This window comes from Brevibacterium sp. H602 (genome assembly GCF_051172395.1).
Lineage (GTDB): Bacteria > Actinomycetota > Actinomycetes > Actinomycetales > Brevibacteriaceae > Brevibacterium.
The window spans coordinates 397597-415561 of record NZ_JBPIZD010000001.1 but is presented as its reverse complement, the minus strand read 5'-3'; the positions used below and the strand labels follow the sequence as shown (position 1 = coordinate 415561).

15 protein-coding genes are annotated in these 17965 nt (G+C 63.5%); 7 read left to right on the top strand and 8 right to left on the bottom strand.

Annotated elements, in window-relative coordinates; genetic code table 11:
- Nucleotides 1–17 precede the first annotated feature (17 nt).
- The 7 genes from ychF to ACSBQT_RS01940 all read left to right on the top strand — a co-directional run bounded on the left by ychF (nucleotide 18) and on the right by ACSBQT_RS01940 (nucleotide 7485).
- Nucleotides 18–1121 carry a redox-regulated ATPase YchF gene (gene ychF / locus ACSBQT_RS01970; RefSeq protein WP_435000759.1) on the top strand — a complete coding sequence of 368 codons (1104 nt, stop codon included), beginning with the start codon at nucleotides 18–20 and terminating at the stop codon, nucleotides 1119–1121.
- Between the two features lie 7 nt (nucleotides 1122–1128).
- Nucleotides 1129–2988: an HsdM family class I SAM-dependent methyltransferase gene (locus ACSBQT_RS01965; protein WP_435000758.1), complete on the top strand. Its 1860-nt coding sequence runs from the start codon at nucleotides 1129–1131 to the stop codon at nucleotides 2986–2988.
- Entirely contained in the window at nucleotides 2873–4198 is a 1326-nt protein-coding gene (locus ACSBQT_RS01960) for a restriction endonuclease subunit S (protein WP_435000757.1), read from the top strand. Before ACSBQT_RS01965 ends, ACSBQT_RS01960 begins: the two co-directional genes overlap by 116 nt.
- Entirely contained in the window at nucleotides 4198–4881 is a 684-nt protein-coding gene (locus tag ACSBQT_RS01955; protein ID WP_435000756.1) for a hypothetical protein, read from the top strand. The genes ACSBQT_RS01960 and ACSBQT_RS01955 overlap by 1 nt, the downstream gene beginning before the upstream one ends.
- Before the next feature lie 343 nt (nucleotides 4882–5224).
- The gene (locus tag ACSBQT_RS01950) at nucleotides 5225–5443 is read left to right on the top strand and encodes a hypothetical protein (protein ID WP_435000754.1); all 219 of its coding nucleotides are present in this window, start codon (nucleotides 5225–5227) and stop codon (nucleotides 5441–5443) included.
- Between the two features lie 173 nt (nucleotides 5444–5616).
- Nucleotides 5617–5871, top strand: a complete 255-nt coding sequence (locus ACSBQT_RS01945) for a hypothetical protein (protein ID WP_435000753.1) — start codon at nucleotides 5617–5619, stop codon at nucleotides 5869–5871.
- Between the two features lie 435 nt (nucleotides 5872–6306).
- Complete coding sequence (locus ACSBQT_RS01940; protein WP_435000752.1) at nucleotides 6307–7485, top strand: hypothetical protein; 1179 nt, start codon at nucleotides 6307–6309, stop codon at nucleotides 7483–7485.
- Nucleotides 7486–7526: 41 nt separating this feature from the next.
- On the opposite strand, the gene ACSBQT_RS01935 is transcribed toward ACSBQT_RS01940, so the two are convergent.
- From ACSBQT_RS01935 to ACSBQT_RS01900, 8 genes are all read right to left on the bottom strand, one after another.
- Nucleotides 7527–8111: a recombinase family protein gene (locus ACSBQT_RS01935; protein WP_435000751.1), complete on the bottom strand. Its 585-nt coding sequence runs from the start codon at nucleotides 8109–8111 to the stop codon at nucleotides 7527–7529.
- A gap of 80 nt (nucleotides 8112–8191) precedes the next feature.
- On the bottom strand, nucleotides 8192–9643 hold the full coding sequence (locus tag ACSBQT_RS01930; RefSeq protein WP_435000750.1) for a hypothetical protein: 1452 nt from the start codon (nucleotides 9641–9643) through the stop codon (nucleotides 8192–8194).
- A 400-nt stretch (nucleotides 9644–10043) separates the two neighbouring features.
- Nucleotides 10044–12818: a hypothetical protein gene (locus ACSBQT_RS01925; RefSeq protein ID WP_435000748.1), complete on the bottom strand. Its 2775-nt coding sequence runs from the start codon at nucleotides 12816–12818 to the stop codon at nucleotides 10044–10046.
- Between the two features lie 164 nt (nucleotides 12819–12982).
- Nucleotides 12983–13234: a hypothetical protein gene (locus ACSBQT_RS01920; protein ID WP_435000747.1), complete on the bottom strand. Its 252-nt coding sequence runs from the start codon at nucleotides 13232–13234 to the stop codon at nucleotides 12983–12985.
- On the bottom strand, nucleotides 13234–13542 hold the full coding sequence (locus tag ACSBQT_RS01915) for a hypothetical protein (RefSeq protein WP_435000746.1): 309 nt from the start codon (nucleotides 13540–13542) through the stop codon (nucleotides 13234–13236). Before ACSBQT_RS01915 ends, ACSBQT_RS01920 begins: the two co-directional genes overlap by 1 nt.
- Before the next feature lie 284 nt (nucleotides 13543–13826).
- Nucleotides 13827–15341, bottom strand: coding sequence for a recombinase family protein (locus ACSBQT_RS01910; protein WP_435000745.1), 1515 nt, complete (start codon nucleotides 15339–15341; stop codon nucleotides 13827–13829).
- Between the two features lie 511 nt (nucleotides 15342–15852).
- A complete protein-coding gene (locus tag ACSBQT_RS01905) occupies nucleotides 15853–16893 on the bottom strand; it encodes a methionine synthase (protein WP_435000744.1) in 1041 nt (346 codons plus the stop codon).
- A 17-nt stretch (nucleotides 16894–16910) separates the two neighbouring features.
- Nucleotides 16911–17903 carry a putative oxygenase MesX gene (locus ACSBQT_RS01900; RefSeq protein WP_435000743.1) on the bottom strand — a complete coding sequence of 331 codons (993 nt, stop codon included), beginning with the start codon at nucleotides 17901–17903 and terminating at the stop codon, nucleotides 16911–16913.
- Nucleotides 17904–17965 lie beyond the last annotated feature (62 nt).

The following is a 17965-nucleotide window of genomic DNA, read 5'->3' as shown; positions in this document are numbered from 1 at the left end:
GGCTAGACTTGGATACCGTGGCTTTGACTATTGGAATCGTGGGACTGCCCAACGTCGGCAAGTCGACCATGTTTAACGCACTGACCAAGAACCAAGTTCTCGCGGCGAACTACCCGTTCGCGACGATCGAACCGAACGTGGGCGTGGTCCCACTGCCGGACGAGCGGCTGACGCGACTGGCGGAGATCTTCTCTTCCGAACGCATCCTCAATGCCACCGTCGACTTCGTCGACATCGCCGGCATCGTGCGCGGCGCCTCTGAGGGCGAGGGCCTGGGCAACCAGTTCCTGGCCAACATTCGTGAAGCCGATGCCATCTGCCAGGTCATCCGCGGATTCGTCGACGACGACGTCGTCCACGTCGACGGCAAGATCAGCCCAGCCGATGACATCGACACGATCAACACCGAACTCATCCTCGCCGACCTGCAGACGCTGGAGAAGGCGCGGCCGCGGATCGAGAAGGAAGTCAAGGGCAAGCGCGCACCGGCCGAGCAGCTGACCGCGATCGACGCCGCCACTGAGATCCTCGAAGGCGGGCGGACGCTCTACCAGGCGATGCAGGCCGACAAGTTCGACGTCAGCGCCCTGCGTGAGCTGCAGCTGATGACGGTCAAGCCCTTCCTCTACGTGTTCAACGTCGACGACGAGGTGCTCGCCGACGAGGACAAGAAGAACGAGATGCGGGCCCTCGTGGCACCGGTCGAAGCGATCTTCCTTGACGCGAAGTTCGAGTCCGAACTCGCCGAACTCGACGAAGAAGAGGCCCGGGAGATGCTCGAATCGACCGGTCAGGAGGAGAGCGGACTCGACCAACTCGCCCGCGTCGGCTTCGACACTCTCGGTCTGCAGACGTATCTGACTGCCGGTCCCAAGGAATCCCGTGCGTGGACGATTCCGAAGGGCGCCACCGCCCCCGAGGCGGCCGGAGTCATCCATACCGACTTCCAGAAGGGATTCATCAAGGCCGAAATCGTGTCCTTCGATGATCTCGATGCGAACGGTTCGATGGCTGCCGCGAAGTCCGCCGGCAAGGTCCGGATGGAAGGCAAGGACTACATCATGGTCGATGGGGACGTGGTGGAGTTCCGTAGCGGACTAACCTCTGGCGGAAAGAAGTAGGCCGGTAATGGCAGAAAGCACAACGGAGAACCTGTTCCGCGAGTTCTATGGAGCCTCTACGTTCGTCGAGAAGCGCGACATTCCTAAGGAGTTTGGCTTCCGATCCAAGCGGGAGGGCTCGACCGACGACGGCTTCCCCGACTTCTTCAAGGACATGGGGTCCTGGTTCATCGTTGTCGAAGCTAAGTCCGGGGAACCGGGTCTGCGATCAGATCATGCGGCTGCTGTGACTGATGTCCGCAGCTACATGAGAAACAACGCGGTGCCCCACGCTGACATCATTGGTATTGCCGTGTCGGGCCAGACGCTTGAGAGCCTGCGTGTAACGCACCTCTTGCGGAAGGGCGACTCAGAGGAAATCGAGGAGATTGAGTCGCTGCAGAGCCTCGCGAGCCTCGGTTCGCTCACCAAGTATTACCAGGCTGCGGCGCACGGCGATCCACTCTCTGAAGCTGAACTTCGCCGCTTCCTGGTTAACTTGAACGAAAAGTTTCACAAGGGTTCCCGTGTGCGTGACACCGATCGTTCACTCTTCTTCTCGGCGTTGATGATTGCCCTTGATGACGATCAGTTCCGGGCGGTATACAAGCTCCAGCAGCCGCCTGCTGACAAGCGGCTTGTGCGTGCGCGCTTCTTGAACGAAGCGATTGTTTCCGCCGTTGACCGGCAGCTCAAAGACAAGATGGAAGAGAACTGGTCAAAGGAGATCGATTGGAAGGATCGTTTCGCCTTCGTTAAGACCATCGATATTCCGCTGGATGAGTACAAGTCGATCATCTCCGATATCGATGAGCACGTACATCTGCCCTCCAAGCGATTGATGAAGCGGGATATCCTGGGGCAGGCGTACAAAATCTTCCTTTCCCGCGCCGGCAAGGTGGATAACAAGAACATCATTCTGACTCCCGACCACATCAAGAGCCTGATGGTTGACCTTGCCCAATTGGGGCGGGACGACGTCGTGCTGGACACGTGCATGGGGTCCGGTGGCTTCCTAATGGAGGCGATGGAACAACTTGTCGAAATGTCGTTCGGCGATGAAGGCCGCATCTCAGACATCCATAAGCATCAGCTCATCGGCTTCGAGAATGATCCGATCCTTTTCGCCCTGGCCTGCTCGAACATGTTCTTACATGGTGATGGACGCTCCAACCTGCTCTATCGCGATTCGCTGGTGACGCGCTCCAAGTCGTTCACGGTCATTCCGCCCGATGATGAGTTGCGCAACTACATCCATACGCTCGCTCCGAACAAATGCATCATCAATCCGCCGTACGAGACCGACAACCCCGTCAACTTCACTATGTCGGCTATCGAGTACCTCGATAACGGGGGTCGACTTGTCATCATCATGCCGGTGAACACCCTTTCGAAGGATTTGAAGGCTGCGGATACGATTCTCGGAAAGGCCCGCCTTGACTTTGTGATCGACATGCCGCAGCAGCTGTTCTTCGAGCAGGACCGTGGCGTGAAAACCTCCGTCTTCGGGTTTACGAAGACCAGCGGTGGCCATGAACGCGACGCGCTCGTCACCTTCATCGACATGGAAGACGATGGCCATGAGGTTCGCGTAAGGCATGGCCGCAAGGACACCGGACGATGGGCCGGCATCTCGGCACGTGTCAAGTCTGCGATCCGCGACCACCTCGAGGACCGCGAAGCGCGTTCGTGGCGGACTCGGATCTTTGACGACGAAGGGAAGCTTGTTCCTCGAGGCGTCAAGCCAAATCCGTGGCCGCAAACTGAGGTCCATGGGCTCGAGGTTGCTGTCGCAGAATGGCAAGAAGCTCGCGCTGAACGAGAAGTTGCGCAGGCAAGAATGGCTGAAGTCCTTACGGAAGCCGGCATTGGCGGCTTTGATGTCTGAATGGCCAACAGCTGCCGTAGGCACCCACGTCACGCAGCGAGTGGACAAGGTGGCAATCAGCCCTGGTAGTGAGTACGACACGATGGGCGTGCGCTGGTACGGCAAAGGGGCGTATCTGCGTCCACCCAGCCGCCCAAAGACTACGAAGCTCAATGTTGCGCACGAGGGCGACTTCGTCTTCTGTCGTATCGATGTTCAGAACGGGCCATTCGCAGTTGTTCCACCGGATCTGGACGGTGCGCTGGTTACGAACGAGTTCCCTCTTTACGCCGTCGACGGCGATGTTCTCGACGCACAGTTCTTGGCGCTCTGCTTTGCAAGCCAGGGGGCGTTGGACCAGATCGGCAAGAAGCGTGATGGACGAGACGGTCGCGCGCGCTGGAAGGAGCATGACTTCGAGGCGTGGCGCATCCCTCTGCCGCCACTCGATGTGCAGGGGAGGACCGTCGAAGTCATGGGGGCTGTCGACGCGACAGTGACGGCGCTTGAAGCTGAGGTGTCGGCGGCGCGAACTGCGCGTGCAGCGTTGGTTGACCAGTTACTGGTAGATCTGGGTGAAGAGGTCACGGACTATGTCATGGACGACGTCGCCGACTGGACTTCGGGCGGGACACCCAAGGCCGACAACCCGGCGTTCTATTCGGGTGAGATCCCTTGGGCAATTATTGGCGATGTTCGAGGACGCTACGTCGGTGAGACGACGCGACGCATCACGAAGGCCGGTCTGGACGCAATTGGCGGCGAAAGGAAGCTGGTGCAGCCGGGTGCAGTCCTGGTCACGATGTATGGCACGATTGGACGCAGCGCGATCACGACCGTGCCGACGGCCACCAACCAAGCAATCGCCCGGGGTGTACCTAATGAACTGGTGACAGCTGAGTATCTTCGGCTCTGGATCAGCGCACGTGAGGCCGATCTCGTGAAACTTGGCGAGGGCAAGACTCAACAGAACATCAGCAAGGCGAAGATTCTGCAGTTTCCAATCAAGGTGCCAAAACCTGAGAGTCAGAAGCGTGTTGTCGACATCATGACCACGGTGGACGACCAGATCGATTCGTTGGAGCGAGAGCTCGCCAGCATGGCAGGTGCCCGTGCGGCGTTGCTTGATTCGCTGCTAACCAGAGAAATCGAGGTTGTACTGCCGGGGAGCGACGAAGTTGACGAGGAAGAGATTACCCAAGGCCTGCCCACCGATCGTTGGCTGGGGTAGTGAGCGCACAGAACACGCGCCTTCCACTCGTCCTTGAATCAGCCCAGTCCTTGGCTGACGGGCTCGTGAATCCGTCACTGCTGATTACGCTTCATCGCGATATCGACAAGCTTCACGGTGTTGACGGACAGCGACTTGGAAGCTCCAGCAAGCAGTACGCGTTGCGATGGGCCATCTTCACGATGTCGTATTCCGCCATGGAGGCGTTTTTCAACGACATTCTGCGGGAGCCCGGAAGCACCCGTGCTATTCCGCTGAACTCGGACAAGTTACGCAACGCTGGCAATAAGCAGGGCGTTCGACTCTTCACTAACGACTGGGGTGTGCGTACTCGATCCCTGCGGCAGCCAGCCACTGATGGCCGCTCACGTTGGACGACCTTCTGTCGCACGCAGGCTCTTAGCGCCTATCTCTCTGACATGAAGTCCCTCCGCGACCTCTTGAACCACGGGCAGGATCCCGGGCAGGCGACGAACTATTCCGGAGCGCTATGGCCTCTCGCCAACGGTCGGCACTCCATGCGTTTGATGGGTGCCGAAGGATTTATTCAGGCTTGCTGTGACCTGGCCGCCCAGACTGTCCTGGCCTATGGCGGGACTTTGGATGATCTGCCCGATTGGCCCGAGCCGAAACGCTCTGGCCTTTCTGCAGAGAAGCTGCCACCGCTCAAACTTCTACCTTGATCTCGGCGGCCGTAGCCGCGTATCAGTGACGTTCGCAGCGACGAGGACGCGGAACGGTGCTGCCAACCCCGTGGTGACGTGGGGCAATGTTGGCACTTGGGCCCTCCGCTCGAGAAGATGGTGCCACGGACCTCCCAGTACCCAACCATCTGCTCGGCCACACTGAGGCGCAAGTGCATTCAATACTCGGCGACCAATACGCTCGCTTCCACGAGCACATGCTGATGAAGGCGACCGCCCGCGACGAGAACGGGCTCGTCTTCTACGACGTTGACCCGCGGTGGTACCTCTCGGCGCATAATGGGAAGGGTTATGCCACGTCGCCCCGTTCGGAAGGTTCAGGATGACCAAGCTCACCATGTCCCAGCTTCTCGATGAGCTCCCTGCCGAGAGCCGTCTCCTGTTGGAGACGTCGCAGAAAGCAGCAGTCGTCTACGCAGCAGACCGCGTCGCCGAGATCCTCGAGGAGAATCGGAACCTGACAGGCGCTCAGGTCCTCGATCGTCTCGACGAGGACGTCGAAGCGGTGATCCAGGGAACTGTGCTGGAGCGAATCGAGTAGGCGCCGGACCCTCATAGACGAGGCGAATACGTCACTCAGTTCGGGCCCGCACCCCCCCCCCTCGCGAGGATCACGGCCACTGGTCTCCGTCGTACTAACCGAGCTCAAGGACGTAGGCGGCACAGGCAACTCGCAGCCAGTTCTGTCGCTTGACGAAAGAAGAGAATTTACCCATGCACGAAGAATCTGCCGATGACAAGAGCCGGGTCCTTCGCTGTGAGCACTGGTCGGAGGACGAGGGCCGTGCCTACGGCTGGCACCACCACGCCGGTCCCCACGCGTGCGATTCGGGCAACCACGATGGCGAATGCCCGTGGTGGAAGCACAACGACGACCAGGGCGCGGCAAATAGGATGGAGACTGTCGGTGCCGCACTCGGTGGTGCTGCCGAGTCCGCGAGGGGACGATCGTACGATGGCAGTGAATGAAGACGGTGCCGTCTTCTACATGATCGAGGTACGTCTCGGGGCCGGTGAGGACCATTGGACCGCCGTGCCAGTGTCGTCGCACCGAACCGCAGCCAGGTGGTGCTGCGGCCCGGCTTTGCGTAGTCTGTAACTTGTAACGCCCCGGCGACCATTCGGGCCATCTGGCCAGGACTCCCGGGGCGACAGTCTTTTCAATGACCGGTCGCGTGATCCACTCTGTGCACGGCACGACGATGGCGCGGCGGCGGTGTGCCCCGGGATGAGGTTCAACCAGTTCCGCGGACCGTCTTACAGACATCACCTTGACGAGACGAGACGAGGTCGCCTCGATCAAGCGGTAATCTCGGTCTCGTAAGTCGGTCTCGCCAGATCTCGGTGCGAGACACGCTTCGTGAGACCCCGAACGCCTGGTGACGACTGGGAGATAATTGATGGATGGGAAAGCCGTCGCGCAGAGCGTCTCGCAGGGAACGCCGTAAGCCGAGCTCCGCTCGTGAGGGACTGACGATCACCGTCGGTGTCGCTCCCCAGGTGAAGCGCAGCGGCCAGCCGTCGCTCCAGAGGGAGCTACGCCTGCTGCGGAGTTCCCTGCTGTACGCGGACCACGTCGATATGGTCGCCCCGAGCGCGGCGTGGATGAACGACTTCCGACCACTGCGGGACGTCGACGCGGACGACCCCTGGAGAACCGTCTCTTCGTTGCCCGCAGAGACGCTGAGGAGGCTCGGAGTGGAGGACGTGGCTCCCAGGGACTTCCGGAGGGCGATGAGGGCGCTGGAGGCTCGGCCTCGGGACGATCCCGACCGAATCGAGAACGAGAGGCAGTGGCGCGAGGCGATACCTCAGATGAAGAGGCAGGCCGACGAGGTCTTCGACAGCTACGAGTCGATCGAGATCGACATGGCGCTGGAGGCCGGCTCGGTCAGGATGATCAGCGATGGCACACGTTTCGAGGACGGTACTGATCAGCAGGTCGCCTGGTTCCGCGACCGCCTGAAGCAGGCGCTGAGCGATCCTGGTTCCCATGTCCTGCTGGACGAGGTGACCACCGAGTTCCTGCGCGGCTCCGGGGATTATCCGGACGGGCTCCCTGCCGTCGCCGGGGCGAGGTCCCGCCGGGCAGCTGTGGGGACCGGACTCGTGGAGCGGTTGCCGACGTTCCCCGATGCTCCGATGAACCACGTGCTCGAGGCGAGGGATGAGCTCGCCAGTGGTCGGGCCCGGTACCGGGCGTCGGCGAAGAGCCTCGCCGAGAAGCTCCAGTCATCGGCGCTGGACGCGACGCTGCCGAGCGAGATCGACGAGCTTTGGAACGACGAGGTGCGCCCCAGCCTCGATGATCTGCGGAGCACGGCGTCGAAGACCCGCGTCGCGGTCGAGACGGGAAAGCGCCTCGTGACGGAGGGATACGGCGTGCCGACCATCGCCGTGGCGGTCGCGAACATCCCGGACCTCGTCGCCTTGCTCCCGTCCGCGGCTGCGGCGGTGGGGGCCGCCGGCAGAGTGGCTGTGGCCGGTGCGGCGGAGGCGTTCAAGGCCCGCTCTGCTGTACGGCAGCATGACCTCGTCTATCTCCTGGACGTTGACAAGAGGTTGGCCCGGGTGCGGCGCTGAGGTCTGCACAGATCGTCGATGGACACGGAACCGGTCCAGTCCTATTCGCCGCTCGAGGCTGACCTGTGCCTGTAGTAGGTCGCCTTCGACCAGCCCACGGTCCTCGCCGCTTCGACGACGCCGAGACCCTCGGCCTCGATGAGGTGCTGGACGGTGCGGAGGTTCCGTGCCACTTTCTCCGGGTCCGGTGCGGGGCGGCCGAAGCGCACTCCGCGCCGCCTCGCCGCGTCGACGCCTGACTGAACCCTCTCCTGGATGAGCTCGCGCTCGTACTCGGCGAACGTCGCCATGAGGTTGAGCATCAGCCTGCCCTCGCGGGTCGAGGGGTCGATGCCGTCCGACAGCGACCGGACCGACACACCGCGGTCGGAGAGGTCCTTGACGGTGGTGATGACGTCGATCATCGATCGACCAATCCGGTCGATGCGCCAGACGACGAGCTCGTCGTCGTCCTCGAGCCGCTCGTCGAGGGACGACCAGCCCGAGCGGGTCCTCGCCTCCTTGGATCCCGAGATCTGGTCGGCGTAGATGCGGCGCTCGTCGACGCCGGCGTCTATCAGCGCCCGGCGCTGGAGCTCGTCGTCCTGCTTGTCCTGGGTCGATGTGCGCGTGTATCCGTACTTCATTGGTGTGTTCCCTTCCTTGGTTTCGCGGGCGCTGGCGTGGAGCGAGTAGGCGCCGGAGCTTCATAGTCGAGGCGAAAACGTCACCTGCCGGGACTGCGCTCGCGTTCGCGCTCGATCTTCAGTTGCGTGACTTCCGCGCCGAGAGTCTTGCCGCCGTCGCGGATGAACTGTTCGCGGTCGCCTGCCTCCAGCGTCATCTCGCCGGCCACGTCGTGCTCGCGTTCGAACTGGGCCAGTCTCTGGTCGACGAAGCGCTCGAAGATCGGTCGATATGACCGGCCGTTCTTGTCCTTGCGGTCGAGGAACTCGTCGAAGAGCTGCGGGGTCTCCTGAAGCCTCTTTTCGTGCTCGGCCAGAGCACGAAGCTGGCTTTCAAGCGCCCGTCGCGTGTCTTCGAGGTGACCGAGCTCCTTCGTGACCTGCTCGCGGCCCTCTCGAGCCCCTTCCGTGACCGCCTTGCGACGCAGTCGGGGCACTTCGTCGTCCTCGAACGCTCGGCGCTGTTCGTCGAGCGCGCTGGTGTCCAGTTCGAGCCGTGTCCGTGTCTCCTCGGTGTCCTTCTCAAGTCCCGCCAGGGCACGTTCGCGCTCGTCGAGCGCTTCTTCCTTGTCCCTCAGTGCATCACGCTTGTCACGCAGGCGATCGTCCCAGTCGTTGAGCTTCGCGTCGTCGTCGACGACGCGCTGGGCGCGCTCGGTGACCCTGTCGCGTTCGTCCTCGATGTCGCCGTACTCGGCCTTCGCGTGCCCGTAGGCGTGACGCTTCTCGTCGAAGTCGGGCGAGATGTCCCAGCCTCGGGCGATGAGTTCGTCCTTCAGCCTCTGGTGCAGCTCGGCCATGCGGCCCTTGTGCGCGAACCAGAACGTCGATCCGGCCGCCTTCAGGCTTCCATCGTGCTTGGGGTCATCGGCGAACGCGTCGAGGAGCCACTGCGCGTGGGGGGTCGTCTCGGAGTACTGGTCGTCGCGCCCGAGGATCCCGTCATGGCCACCCGGCGACAGGTGGTTGGCGATGATCTCGCCGACGTCATCGAAGTACCGTCGCGCCTCGTCCTTGTCCCGGGCGACCCACCGGCTGCGGTACCGCGGCTGACCGTCCTCGTCGAGCTTCTGCTCGCCCTTGCGCGGACCCTTCTTGTACAACACCGGGTAATAGTCCGGCACTTCGACGCACAGCGACTTCGGCAAGTGCGTGACGAGCATGGTCGTGGTCGTCGTGCCGCCCTTCTCCTCACCCGTAGCCGGGTCGACCTTCGGCGCGGCGATCTTGCGTCGCACCCGCCGCAGGCGCGCCTCGCCGTAGTCGAGGACCTCCTGCTTGTCGGTGCAGCGACGGAAACCGCCTGAGCAGTCGTTGACGTAGGCCTCGTTCTCGACCTCGTCGGCAACTACGATGGATGGGTTCCTCGCCGCCCACCGTACGACGGCGTCAGGGTCGAGTTCGCGCATCATCTCGTCGAGGATCGCACCGCGCTCCGATGCGCGCTTCGTGTGCACCGCGTGGAACCCCGCGCGGCCGACCTGCTCGCTCAACGTGGACCTCCTTCAGAGAGTGAAGAACGTCCGTCCGGGCGCGTGGGGACCCCTCCCGCTGCGCGGCCCCACGCGTCCTGACGGACAGCGATTTCATCGCGTCGGTGCCTCTCCATCGACCGGGACCCTGCACCCGTTCGATGGAGCCTCTGGCCCCGCCGCGATGAAATCGCTTTAACGCCGTAAAGCAATTTGGCTCGGTCGCTGCGCGACCTCCCAAATTGCCGGCGCTCTGCGAGGCTCCCCGGCCTGGCGGCCGGGACGCTCCGGGCACCGACCGAGCGATGCTCGACAGGTGCCCCTACGCGGGAATTCTCGGCGCAGTGCGCCTCGACCGACCGCCCCGTCAGCGCTTCATCCAAGCCCTGTCGATCCGGCCGGGGGAGGATGATGAGGCCACTCATCGCGCACCTCCCGTAACGCCGTCAGCAGTACCGGGAGCGACGCCCGCCGGCATGGCGAGCATGCGCGCCAAGTACGGCTCCAGCGCATCCAGGGGCAGCGCCTGCGAAGCCCGTTCTGGCCGTCTCGCGTTCTTCCAGTCGCCCGCGCTCACAGTCCCGAGCCCCCACTGCCCGAGCCAGTCGAGCTTCTGGGCGACGGTCAGGTCGGCGGAGGCGAGGGTGGGGATCGTGACGACCCGTTGGCGGTGTGCGATGACGATGCTCATCAGCAGGGTCCTGTGCGGCGTCACGATCCGGCGTCCCTTCCCGTGAGCGAATTTCAGGTGCCATGCCTGCCACTGGTCGACAGTCCGGAGGCAGCCGTTCTTCGCGATCTCACGACCGAGCTCGCGTGCGCGGAGGCACTCCTCGACGGTGTCCCAGGGGAGCGTCGTGAATGTGGCCATCTCGTGGCACGTTCCATCCGGAAGAGGTACCCGAGCGGCCCTCATCGATGTCATCTCCGGGCGACGCTTGAGGTCGAAGTCCATCGACCGAGGCGCAGACACGTGCGACGGCAGGAACTCCTTGCGGTCCTCCTTCCTCGACAGCTCGGAGAAGCTGGGGAACCGGAGGTACTCGTTCGGCACTCGGCCGTCGCGCGTGACGACGAGCGTGAGCAGGTGCAGCCGGTCCTCGTAGCTGTCCTCTTCGATCCCGGCAGGTCGCTTGATGCCGTTGTGCGCGCAGACCCCATCGAGCGAGAGGGAGACGTTTCCGCGGGTCGTGACGTTCACCAGGTCGTCCTGATGATGCTTTGCTTCCCAGATGGCGGGGTCACCGGTCAGAGCTTCCCGGGCGGCGTGGAGACGATCTGCAATGCCATACAGATCCAGCTCCTCGACCTGCGCAGCCGTCCAGTCGGTGATGAAGCCGTCCGTCGTGACGGAGTACACGTGGCCGCCGCTGTCGGCGATCTCGTTCATCGTCGCCAGGAGCTGTGCCCGGACAATGCTGGTCGTCGTCGCCGCATGATAGGGGCTGGAGATCGCCGACCCGCCCACGGCATCCATTTCCTGCGCGTATGCGTTCCAGGCGCTCTGCTCGGCAACGTCCTGCGCGGTCTTGCCGTAGATCGAGTTCACGGCGGTCTTCAGAGTCGTCTCCTCCAAGGAGCTCTTGCCGTACACCTCCTTCGCGACGCTTCGGTCGTCGATGAGCTGCTTCACGCCATGACGGAGGACCCGCGACGGCCCACCGTCCGGGCAGGTCGCCATGCGCGCGCGGTAGCCGATCTCGCAGAAAACTCTCGCACCCAACCGCAGCGCGAGCCACAGCTCCGGACCACACACCCACGCGCCAGCGATCCCCTCCGACGCGCGGGGGTAGATGAGCGTCCCGTCCGCCAGCACCGGGATGCACGGGAAGGCGACGGAGTGCGGGAACTCGAACGAGACGAACCCGACGAACGCCGTGTTCGCCTCCGGCACGTCGTCCTGCGAGAGGTACTGCTCATGCACCACGTCAGCGATGGCTCCCGCCTCCCAGTCGATGTCCTCCACATCGGCCATGGCCGTCGGGTAGGCGTTCTGGGCGTCGATATCGACGGTGGGCCCCGGCCAATACCCGGGCGCGGGACAGGCATTGAGCCCGCCGTGATACGCCTTCGCGAATGCCGCCGTGAGCTGCTCGGCCGGGCCATCCACAGGTCGCCGCTCACGCTTGGCGTAGAAGCTCAGTGCGTCCTCGTCATCGACGACTCCGACGCCGTCCTCGGCGACCAGCCCGGCGAACCGAAGACGGAAGTCCTTCGCTGACGAGACGCCGAAGTAGTCCTGCCCTGCCGAGACGAGCGAAGACGCGGCACCGCCCGAGAGGGTCACCGGAGGAAGCACGCCGTCGCCCCAGAGCCTGGCGAGGTACTCCACGACGATCACGGCGTCGTTGATGCCGTACTCGAGGAAGTCCTCAAGGCGCGCAGCTCGATAGCCGAGCATGTCCTCGATCCAGCCAGCCGGCACGTCGATCTTGGGCACGCCGACGTTCTCGCCGAGTGTGCGCAGTGCCTTGCCGCCTGCCGGTGCCTGCGCCATAGTGTCGCGGACGGAGACCGACAGAGGCTGCCACCACCCCAACTCGCCGCCCTGGCCGTCGCCCCGCTGGAGCCTGAAGGGGAGGAGAGTCACGAGACCGCCCGCGGCCGACGTCAGACGCACCAGATGGTCCGTGACGTAGCCGGTCCGGTAGGTCGTGAGATCCGCCGACCCGTAGTGGCAGGCAAGGACGACCGGCACCCGCCATGCGGCGAGAGCATCGGCGCGCGCCTGCCAGTCGGACGGATCCGCCGCCCACGCGTCGGCGGCCTCCTTCGCTGCGCCGCGTGACTCGTCGAGCACCCGGCGGCGCGTGACGCCGCGGTCGTCGACGCCGTCAGGCACGAGCGGCGACTGATACAGGCGTGCGGCCTTGACGACCTCCCAGAGGGCTGTGTGCAGGCTGAGGCGATGCTTGCCCAGCGGGAGGATGATGACCTCGACCATAGCGGACGGGTCCACCGGGTCCGGGGTCGCGAACTGATACGAGGCGATCACGCGGCCGTCGGCAGTGGTCGTGAACTCAGTGTCGAAGCCGACGATGATCGCGGCGCGCCCCGTCCCCATCGCGCGAACGGACGGAAGATCGCGGAAAGCGACCGGCGCGGCGGGGTCATGGTCAGCGTTAACTGGGCCTGCCCCAGGGGACTTATGACCCCGCCGCGGAACTCCTGGAAAATCAAGGTTCTGATCCGCCATCGAGCGCTCAATAGCTCCGGGTGAATGCGAACCGCCCGGAGCAATCGAGCGCTTCTGAGCGCTCGGCGCCGCCCTCCTCGCCGTCCGCCGCACGAGCACCTGGAACCGGCCGCCGCCGTCTGTGATCTCGTGCGGCGACCAGCCCGCGGGGGAGTGGTCTGCACTCATTCGAGACCACCGCCCCGGCCGTAGCGTGCGACGACAGCCTGCTGCGTGACGCCGAGGGCATCGCCGATGCTCGACCAGGTCGTGCCATCGGCGCGGGCGTCGGCGACGGCGATCTCGACGGCCTCCTCTAGCTCGGAACGAAGCGCAGCGAGGTCGTACAGGCGGGCCTCGGAAGCAGCGAGGGCGGGATCGCCCTGACGCCATCTGAACGCCTGGACGTGGTCGAAGGCGGCAGAGTTCGCGCTCATCAGCGACCACCTCCGAGGATCCCGGCGAGTCGGTCGCGATGGTCCGCGGTCAGGCGAGTAGCGGAGGCGACGATGCGGTCGATCGCCTTATCGATGATCGCCTGGTCGGTCGGATGGCCGACCACCGGCTTGGGCATCGCCTCCAAATCAGTCTGGCGGACGAAGATGCGACGACCAACACGTTCGGCGGGAAGGTCGCCGGAGGCAACCTTCTTGCGCAGAGTCGAGTAGCCGCCGAAGGTGCCCTGCTGCGCCGCCTCGATGAGGGGAAGGCGCTCAGGATGAGCGACGGAGTCCGTCTGGGGCATGAGAATCTCCCGAAGATTGATCTTCGGGAGTTCCAAGGGCCCTCATCCTCGGCGACCTCGCGGTCAGAGCTTCGACGGTGGCCTGCCCGTCGGGATCGGCGTTCTGTTCACCGGGGGTGTCTCACCCTCGCTCTCGCGAGGTTCACTCCGTTGACCTGCCCGGGGACTAGCCGCCTCGCTGCCCCCGTGGACCACGAGACGCTGTCCATTCGCCTCTACTGGTCATTCTAGTGCTTGTGGGCGCTCAGTTGAATGACCACGCGACCGGTCTTTCGACTGTCGTTTCACCGCCACTCGATCGTGACCGTCTCGGGGTCGAACGTCTTCCGACCTCTCGGATGCGGATGGAGCCGCACGACGCAGAGCGCGTCGATAGTGCTCCGGCGCGTGGCCAGGTCGCCCTCGTCGAACGCCTGCACCAGATCCGTGGAGTCGATCACCCGGCTCAAGACCTGGCTGCTCGACAGCTTCGCCCGTTCTTTCTCCAGCGCCCGGATCCTCGCTTCACGCTCCTCAGTGATGCGGTTGAGCACGCGTGAGCTGATCTGCACATCCGCGTCATCGCTGTCGTAGTCCCGCTCGGCACGCGCGATCCGGGCACGATGCACGCCGATCTCCTCCTTGATCTCACGCAACCGTGGTTCGTCCGCAACGGGGAGGAGGTCCTGCAGATCTGGCAATGCAAGCCTGCGCCGGACTACCTCGACGACGAACGCGTCGACCTGTTCCCTGGAGCGCATGACATGACCTGCGCAGCGGTATCGGGTGCTATGTCCCCTGACTCGCTTGTCGCAGATCCCGCAGAGATACAGACCTGATCCGAGATGCTTGCGGTCCGTCCCGACTCGGTTTGTGACCCGCTCCTGGTCGTCGAGACGATCTTGTACGGCTTCCCAGATCTCTGGGTTCACAATCGCTTCCCACTGACCGGGCACCGGCTCGCCGCCGTCGCCACGGAGGATCTGCGCTCGCCAAGACCTGCGGCGGTCGCCGTTCGCCAGAGTTTTCTTCGGCGTGTACGTGCTGTAGCCCGCGTACCGCGGGTTCCGCAGGATGCCAAGCACGGTGGACGGCGACCACGGGCCATCGTCGGGGACGGGCTTCTCCTCGAGGCCCTCGACGACGCGCTTGGTGTTTCGCTCGATCGCCAACGTCCGGGTGTGCTTCTGCATCCTCGGAACGTCCGGAAGGTCATCTCGCTCCACGCCGGACAGGGCCGAGGCCAGTGCGCGCAATGACGCGCCCGTATTGAATGCCGCGTAGATCTTCCGGACGGCCTCGGCCTCGTGCTCGATTACCTCGCCGGCGACCGTGTACCCGAGCGGCCGGACCCCCTTCGGCGGTCGACCCATCGCCGCCCGCTGACGCTGGGCAAGGGACTGCCGCTCACCCTTGGTCTCGATCTCGTTCTGCGCCACCTCCGCGAGAATCCCCGCCGTCATCCGCCCCGACGGGGTGGACATGTCGAGGTCTGATCCTCTGATCAGAGCCACCTTCGCTTTGGCGTGCTGGCAGGTCTCGATCAGTCGCACGGTGTCGGGGCGATTGCGCGTCAGTCGGTCCCAGTTCCACGCAATGACAACCGAGACGCGGCCGTCGTTCATGGCGTCGAGGAGAGCTTCGAAACCGGGCCGCTTCTTACCTCCTGCCGCGGAGATATCGTTGTCTGTGAACGTCTCCGCGACCTCATAGCCGCCGGCCGCTGCGTACTGTTCGGCGGCCTCGCGCTGGCGCTCGACGCCGAGTCCCTCGCCCGTGAGGTCCCTGCTGATCCTGAGGTAGATGGCTGCGCGTGTCATGGATCCATCATAGGTTAATTGGCTACGTAACGTGGTGGAGTTCCGGTTCGACGTCTAGCGCAGCTGACTGACTCCGTCATGCGCTGGGTTCGATATCAGATCACTCGGCGGTAAGAAGACCGAGTGCATCTGGCATGAGCAGTTACGACAAAACGCATTGAACGCGCAGAACAAGCTCGCCGTGTCGATCGGAGTACCGCCGCGACGCATCGACTAGCTGCGTCGTGAGCGTCGAGCGCTGCGCGACAAGATCTCTGCGACCACACCTCCTCGTAGTCGCGCAGCCGTTCGACTCGTCGCGGAATCCGGTCTGCCGAAGGTTCCGCTTCAACGTCTGAGGCAAGCGTTGATAGGTGGGCGATCTCCGTTCTGCCCTGCGTCTGCGGCAGAGACTGGGGCACTGTGGCAACGACAGCTTGAGCTGTCATTGCGCTTCCCGGGCTCAGAACGCTCGAATCATTGCGGAGAGACCCGACGGCTCGGGACATGTGCGGATGGAGTGCGGCGGCGGTCAGCCCCTTGACGCAATCAGTTCCTCGCGGACGATCGCTGTTCCTGCACTCAAGGCGCTCATCTTCGCGAGGGCGACGTCGCGCGCGAAAGGGGCCATGCCGCAGTTCGTGCTTGGAATGAGCTTGTCAGCGTCGGCGAACTTCAGTGCCTTGCGCAAAGTGGCGGCGACCTCCTCCGGTGTCTCGATGGTCTCATTTGCCACGTCGATGGCGCCGAGCATGACCTTCTTGCCGCGGATCAGTTCGATGAGGTCCATCGGGACATGGGAATTGTGGCACTCGAGCGAGACGATGTCGAGGCTCGAGCGCTGCAGGAGGGGGAAGGATTCCTCGTACTGGCGCCACTCGGACCCGAGGGTCGTTTTCCAGTCGTTGTTCGCCTTGATCCCATAGCCGTAGCAGATATGCACTGCGGTCTCGGCCCGCAGACCTTCCGCTGCCCGTTCGAGCGCGGCGACTCCCCAGTCCTTCATCTCCTCGAAGAAGACATTGAATGCGGGCTCGTCGAACTGGATGATGTCCACTCCCGCCGCCTCCAGATCCTTAGCCTCCTGATTGAGGACCGTGGCGAATTCCCAGGCCAGCTTCTCGCGGCTCTTGTAGTGGTCGTCATAGAGTGTGTCGATCATCGTCATCGGCCCCGGCAGCGCCCACTTGATCGGCTGATCGGTCTGCTGGCGGAGGAACTTCGCATCGTCGATGAAGACCGGTTCCTCACGGCTCACGGCGCTGACGACGGTGGGTACGCTTGCGTCGTAACGGTCGCGGATCCGAACCGTCTTGCGCTTCTCGAAATCGACTCCGCTGAGATGCTCGATGAACGTCGTCACGAAGTGTTGGCGGGTCTGCTCTCCGTCGCTGACGATATCGATGCCGCGGTTGTTCTGCTCATGAGTCGAGATGCGCAGGGCATCGCGCCTGCCCTCGAGCAAGGCATCGCCCTGGAGGTTCCAGGGAGACCAGAGGGTTTCGGGCTGCGCGAGCCAGGACGGCTTCGGCAGACTGCCGACGATTGAGGTGGGCAGCAGCGGCTGGGTCATCGTTTCTTCTCCTGCGGTCATGCGACTGGGGCGGGTCGGTCGGACGCCCACTGCTCGAGCATCTCTCGGTGCGGGTTGACGAAGAACTTCTCCGTGAACTTTCCCTGTCTGGTGCCGAGCTGGTTGCGTTCGACGCGATCATAGGTGACCGGCATCTCCGAGAAGTCGTGCCGGTCCAGCGTCGGCCGGTAGACCTCTCCGGCGGCGGTATTCGCGTTGTAGATCTCGGGCCGATAGATCTTCTGGAAAGTCTCCATCGTGCTGATCGTGCCGATGAGCGCCAGATCGGAATAGTCGCCGAGCAGGTTGCCGCGATGGTAGAAGGCCAGCGGTGCGACGCTGCCCGGCGGCATGAAATACCTCACCTGGAGTCCCATCTTCGCGAAGTAGTCATCGGTCAGCGAGTAATCGTCCTGCTGGTATTCGAACCCGAGAATCGGGTGGTGATTCTCGGTCCGACGGTACGACTTGCTTGTGGACACGCTGATGCAGATCACGGGTGCCGTCTGGAACCGTTCCCGATAGGCGACAGAGTCGAGGAAGTGTTGAAATAGTTTGCCATGCAGATCACCGAAGTCATCGGGGACCGTGAACTCGGTTGCGGCCTCATTGGCAGCCGGCAGCCGCACGCTGAAATCGAAATCGCGGACGAAGGACGAGAAATTGTTCCCCACGATCCCGGGATGACGTTTTCCAGTCAGTCTGTCGATGATCTGGATATCCAGGACTTCGAGCAGGGGGAACTCCTGTTCCCGGCCGCCCGAGGTGAAGTGAAGCCCTCCGGAGACGATGTCGAGTTCGAGGACATAGCGATCCCGATCGGGATTGTCCCAGGACGCGAGTTCGTTGAAGCGGCGATTGATAATGCTCAGAGCAGTGCGGAGGTTCTGCTGACGGTCCTCGCCCCTGGCGAGATTGGCGAAGTTCGTCGTCGCTCGGGTGCTCTCTGACGGCGAGTAGTCCTCGTCGAATCGAGTCGTGGTGATGCTGAATGAGAACTCAGGTGTCATGGAGGTCCAATTCGGTGGGTGTGCGGCCGGTTGCGATCGCTGGCATGTCTGTGAGCCATCCT

Excerpts from the sequence above, each read along its gene's own strand:
- ACSBQT_RS01965 (WP_435000758.1), top strand. The coding sequence starts at position 1,129 with ATGGCAGAAAGCACAACGGAGAACCTGTTCCGCGAGTTCTATGGAGCC.
- ACSBQT_RS01960 (WP_435000757.1), top strand. The coding sequence starts at position 2,873 with ATGGGCTCGAGGTTGCTGTCGCAGAATGGCAAGAAGCTCGCGCTGAAC.
- ACSBQT_RS01950 (WP_435000754.1), top strand. The coding sequence starts at position 5,225 with ATGACCAAGCTCACCATGTCCCAGCTTCTCGATGAGCTCCCTGCCGAG.
- ACSBQT_RS01945 (WP_435000753.1), top strand. The coding sequence starts at position 5,617 with ATGCACGAAGAATCTGCCGATGACAAGAGCCGGGTCCTTCGCTGTGAG.
- ACSBQT_RS01940 (WP_435000752.1), top strand. The coding sequence starts at position 6,307 with ATGGGAAAGCCGTCGCGCAGAGCGTCTCGCAGGGAACGCCGTAAGCCG.
- ACSBQT_RS01935 (WP_435000751.1), bottom strand. The coding sequence starts at position 8,111 with ATGAAGTACGGATACACGCGCACATCGACCCAGGACAAGCAGGACGAC.
- ACSBQT_RS01925 (WP_435000748.1), bottom strand. The coding sequence starts at position 12,818 with ATGGCGGATCAGAACCTTGATTTTCCAGGAGTTCCGCGGCGGGGTCAT.
- ACSBQT_RS01920 (WP_435000747.1), bottom strand. The coding sequence starts at position 13,234 with ATGAGCGCGAACTCTGCCGCCTTCGACCACGTCCAGGCGTTCAGATGG.
- ACSBQT_RS01915 (WP_435000746.1), bottom strand. The coding sequence starts at position 13,542 with ATGCCCCAGACGGACTCCGTCGCTCATCCTGAGCGCCTTCCCCTCATC.
- ACSBQT_RS01910 (WP_435000745.1), bottom strand. The coding sequence starts at position 15,341 with ATGACACGCGCAGCCATCTACCTCAGGATCAGCAGGGACCTCACGGGC.
- ACSBQT_RS01905 (WP_435000744.1), bottom strand. The coding sequence starts at position 16,893 with ATGACCCAGCCGCTGCTGCCCACCTCAATCGTCGGCAGTCTGCCGAAG.
- ACSBQT_RS01900 (WP_435000743.1), bottom strand. The coding sequence starts at position 17,903 with ATGACACCTGAGTTCTCATTCAGCATCACCACGACTCGATTCGACGAG.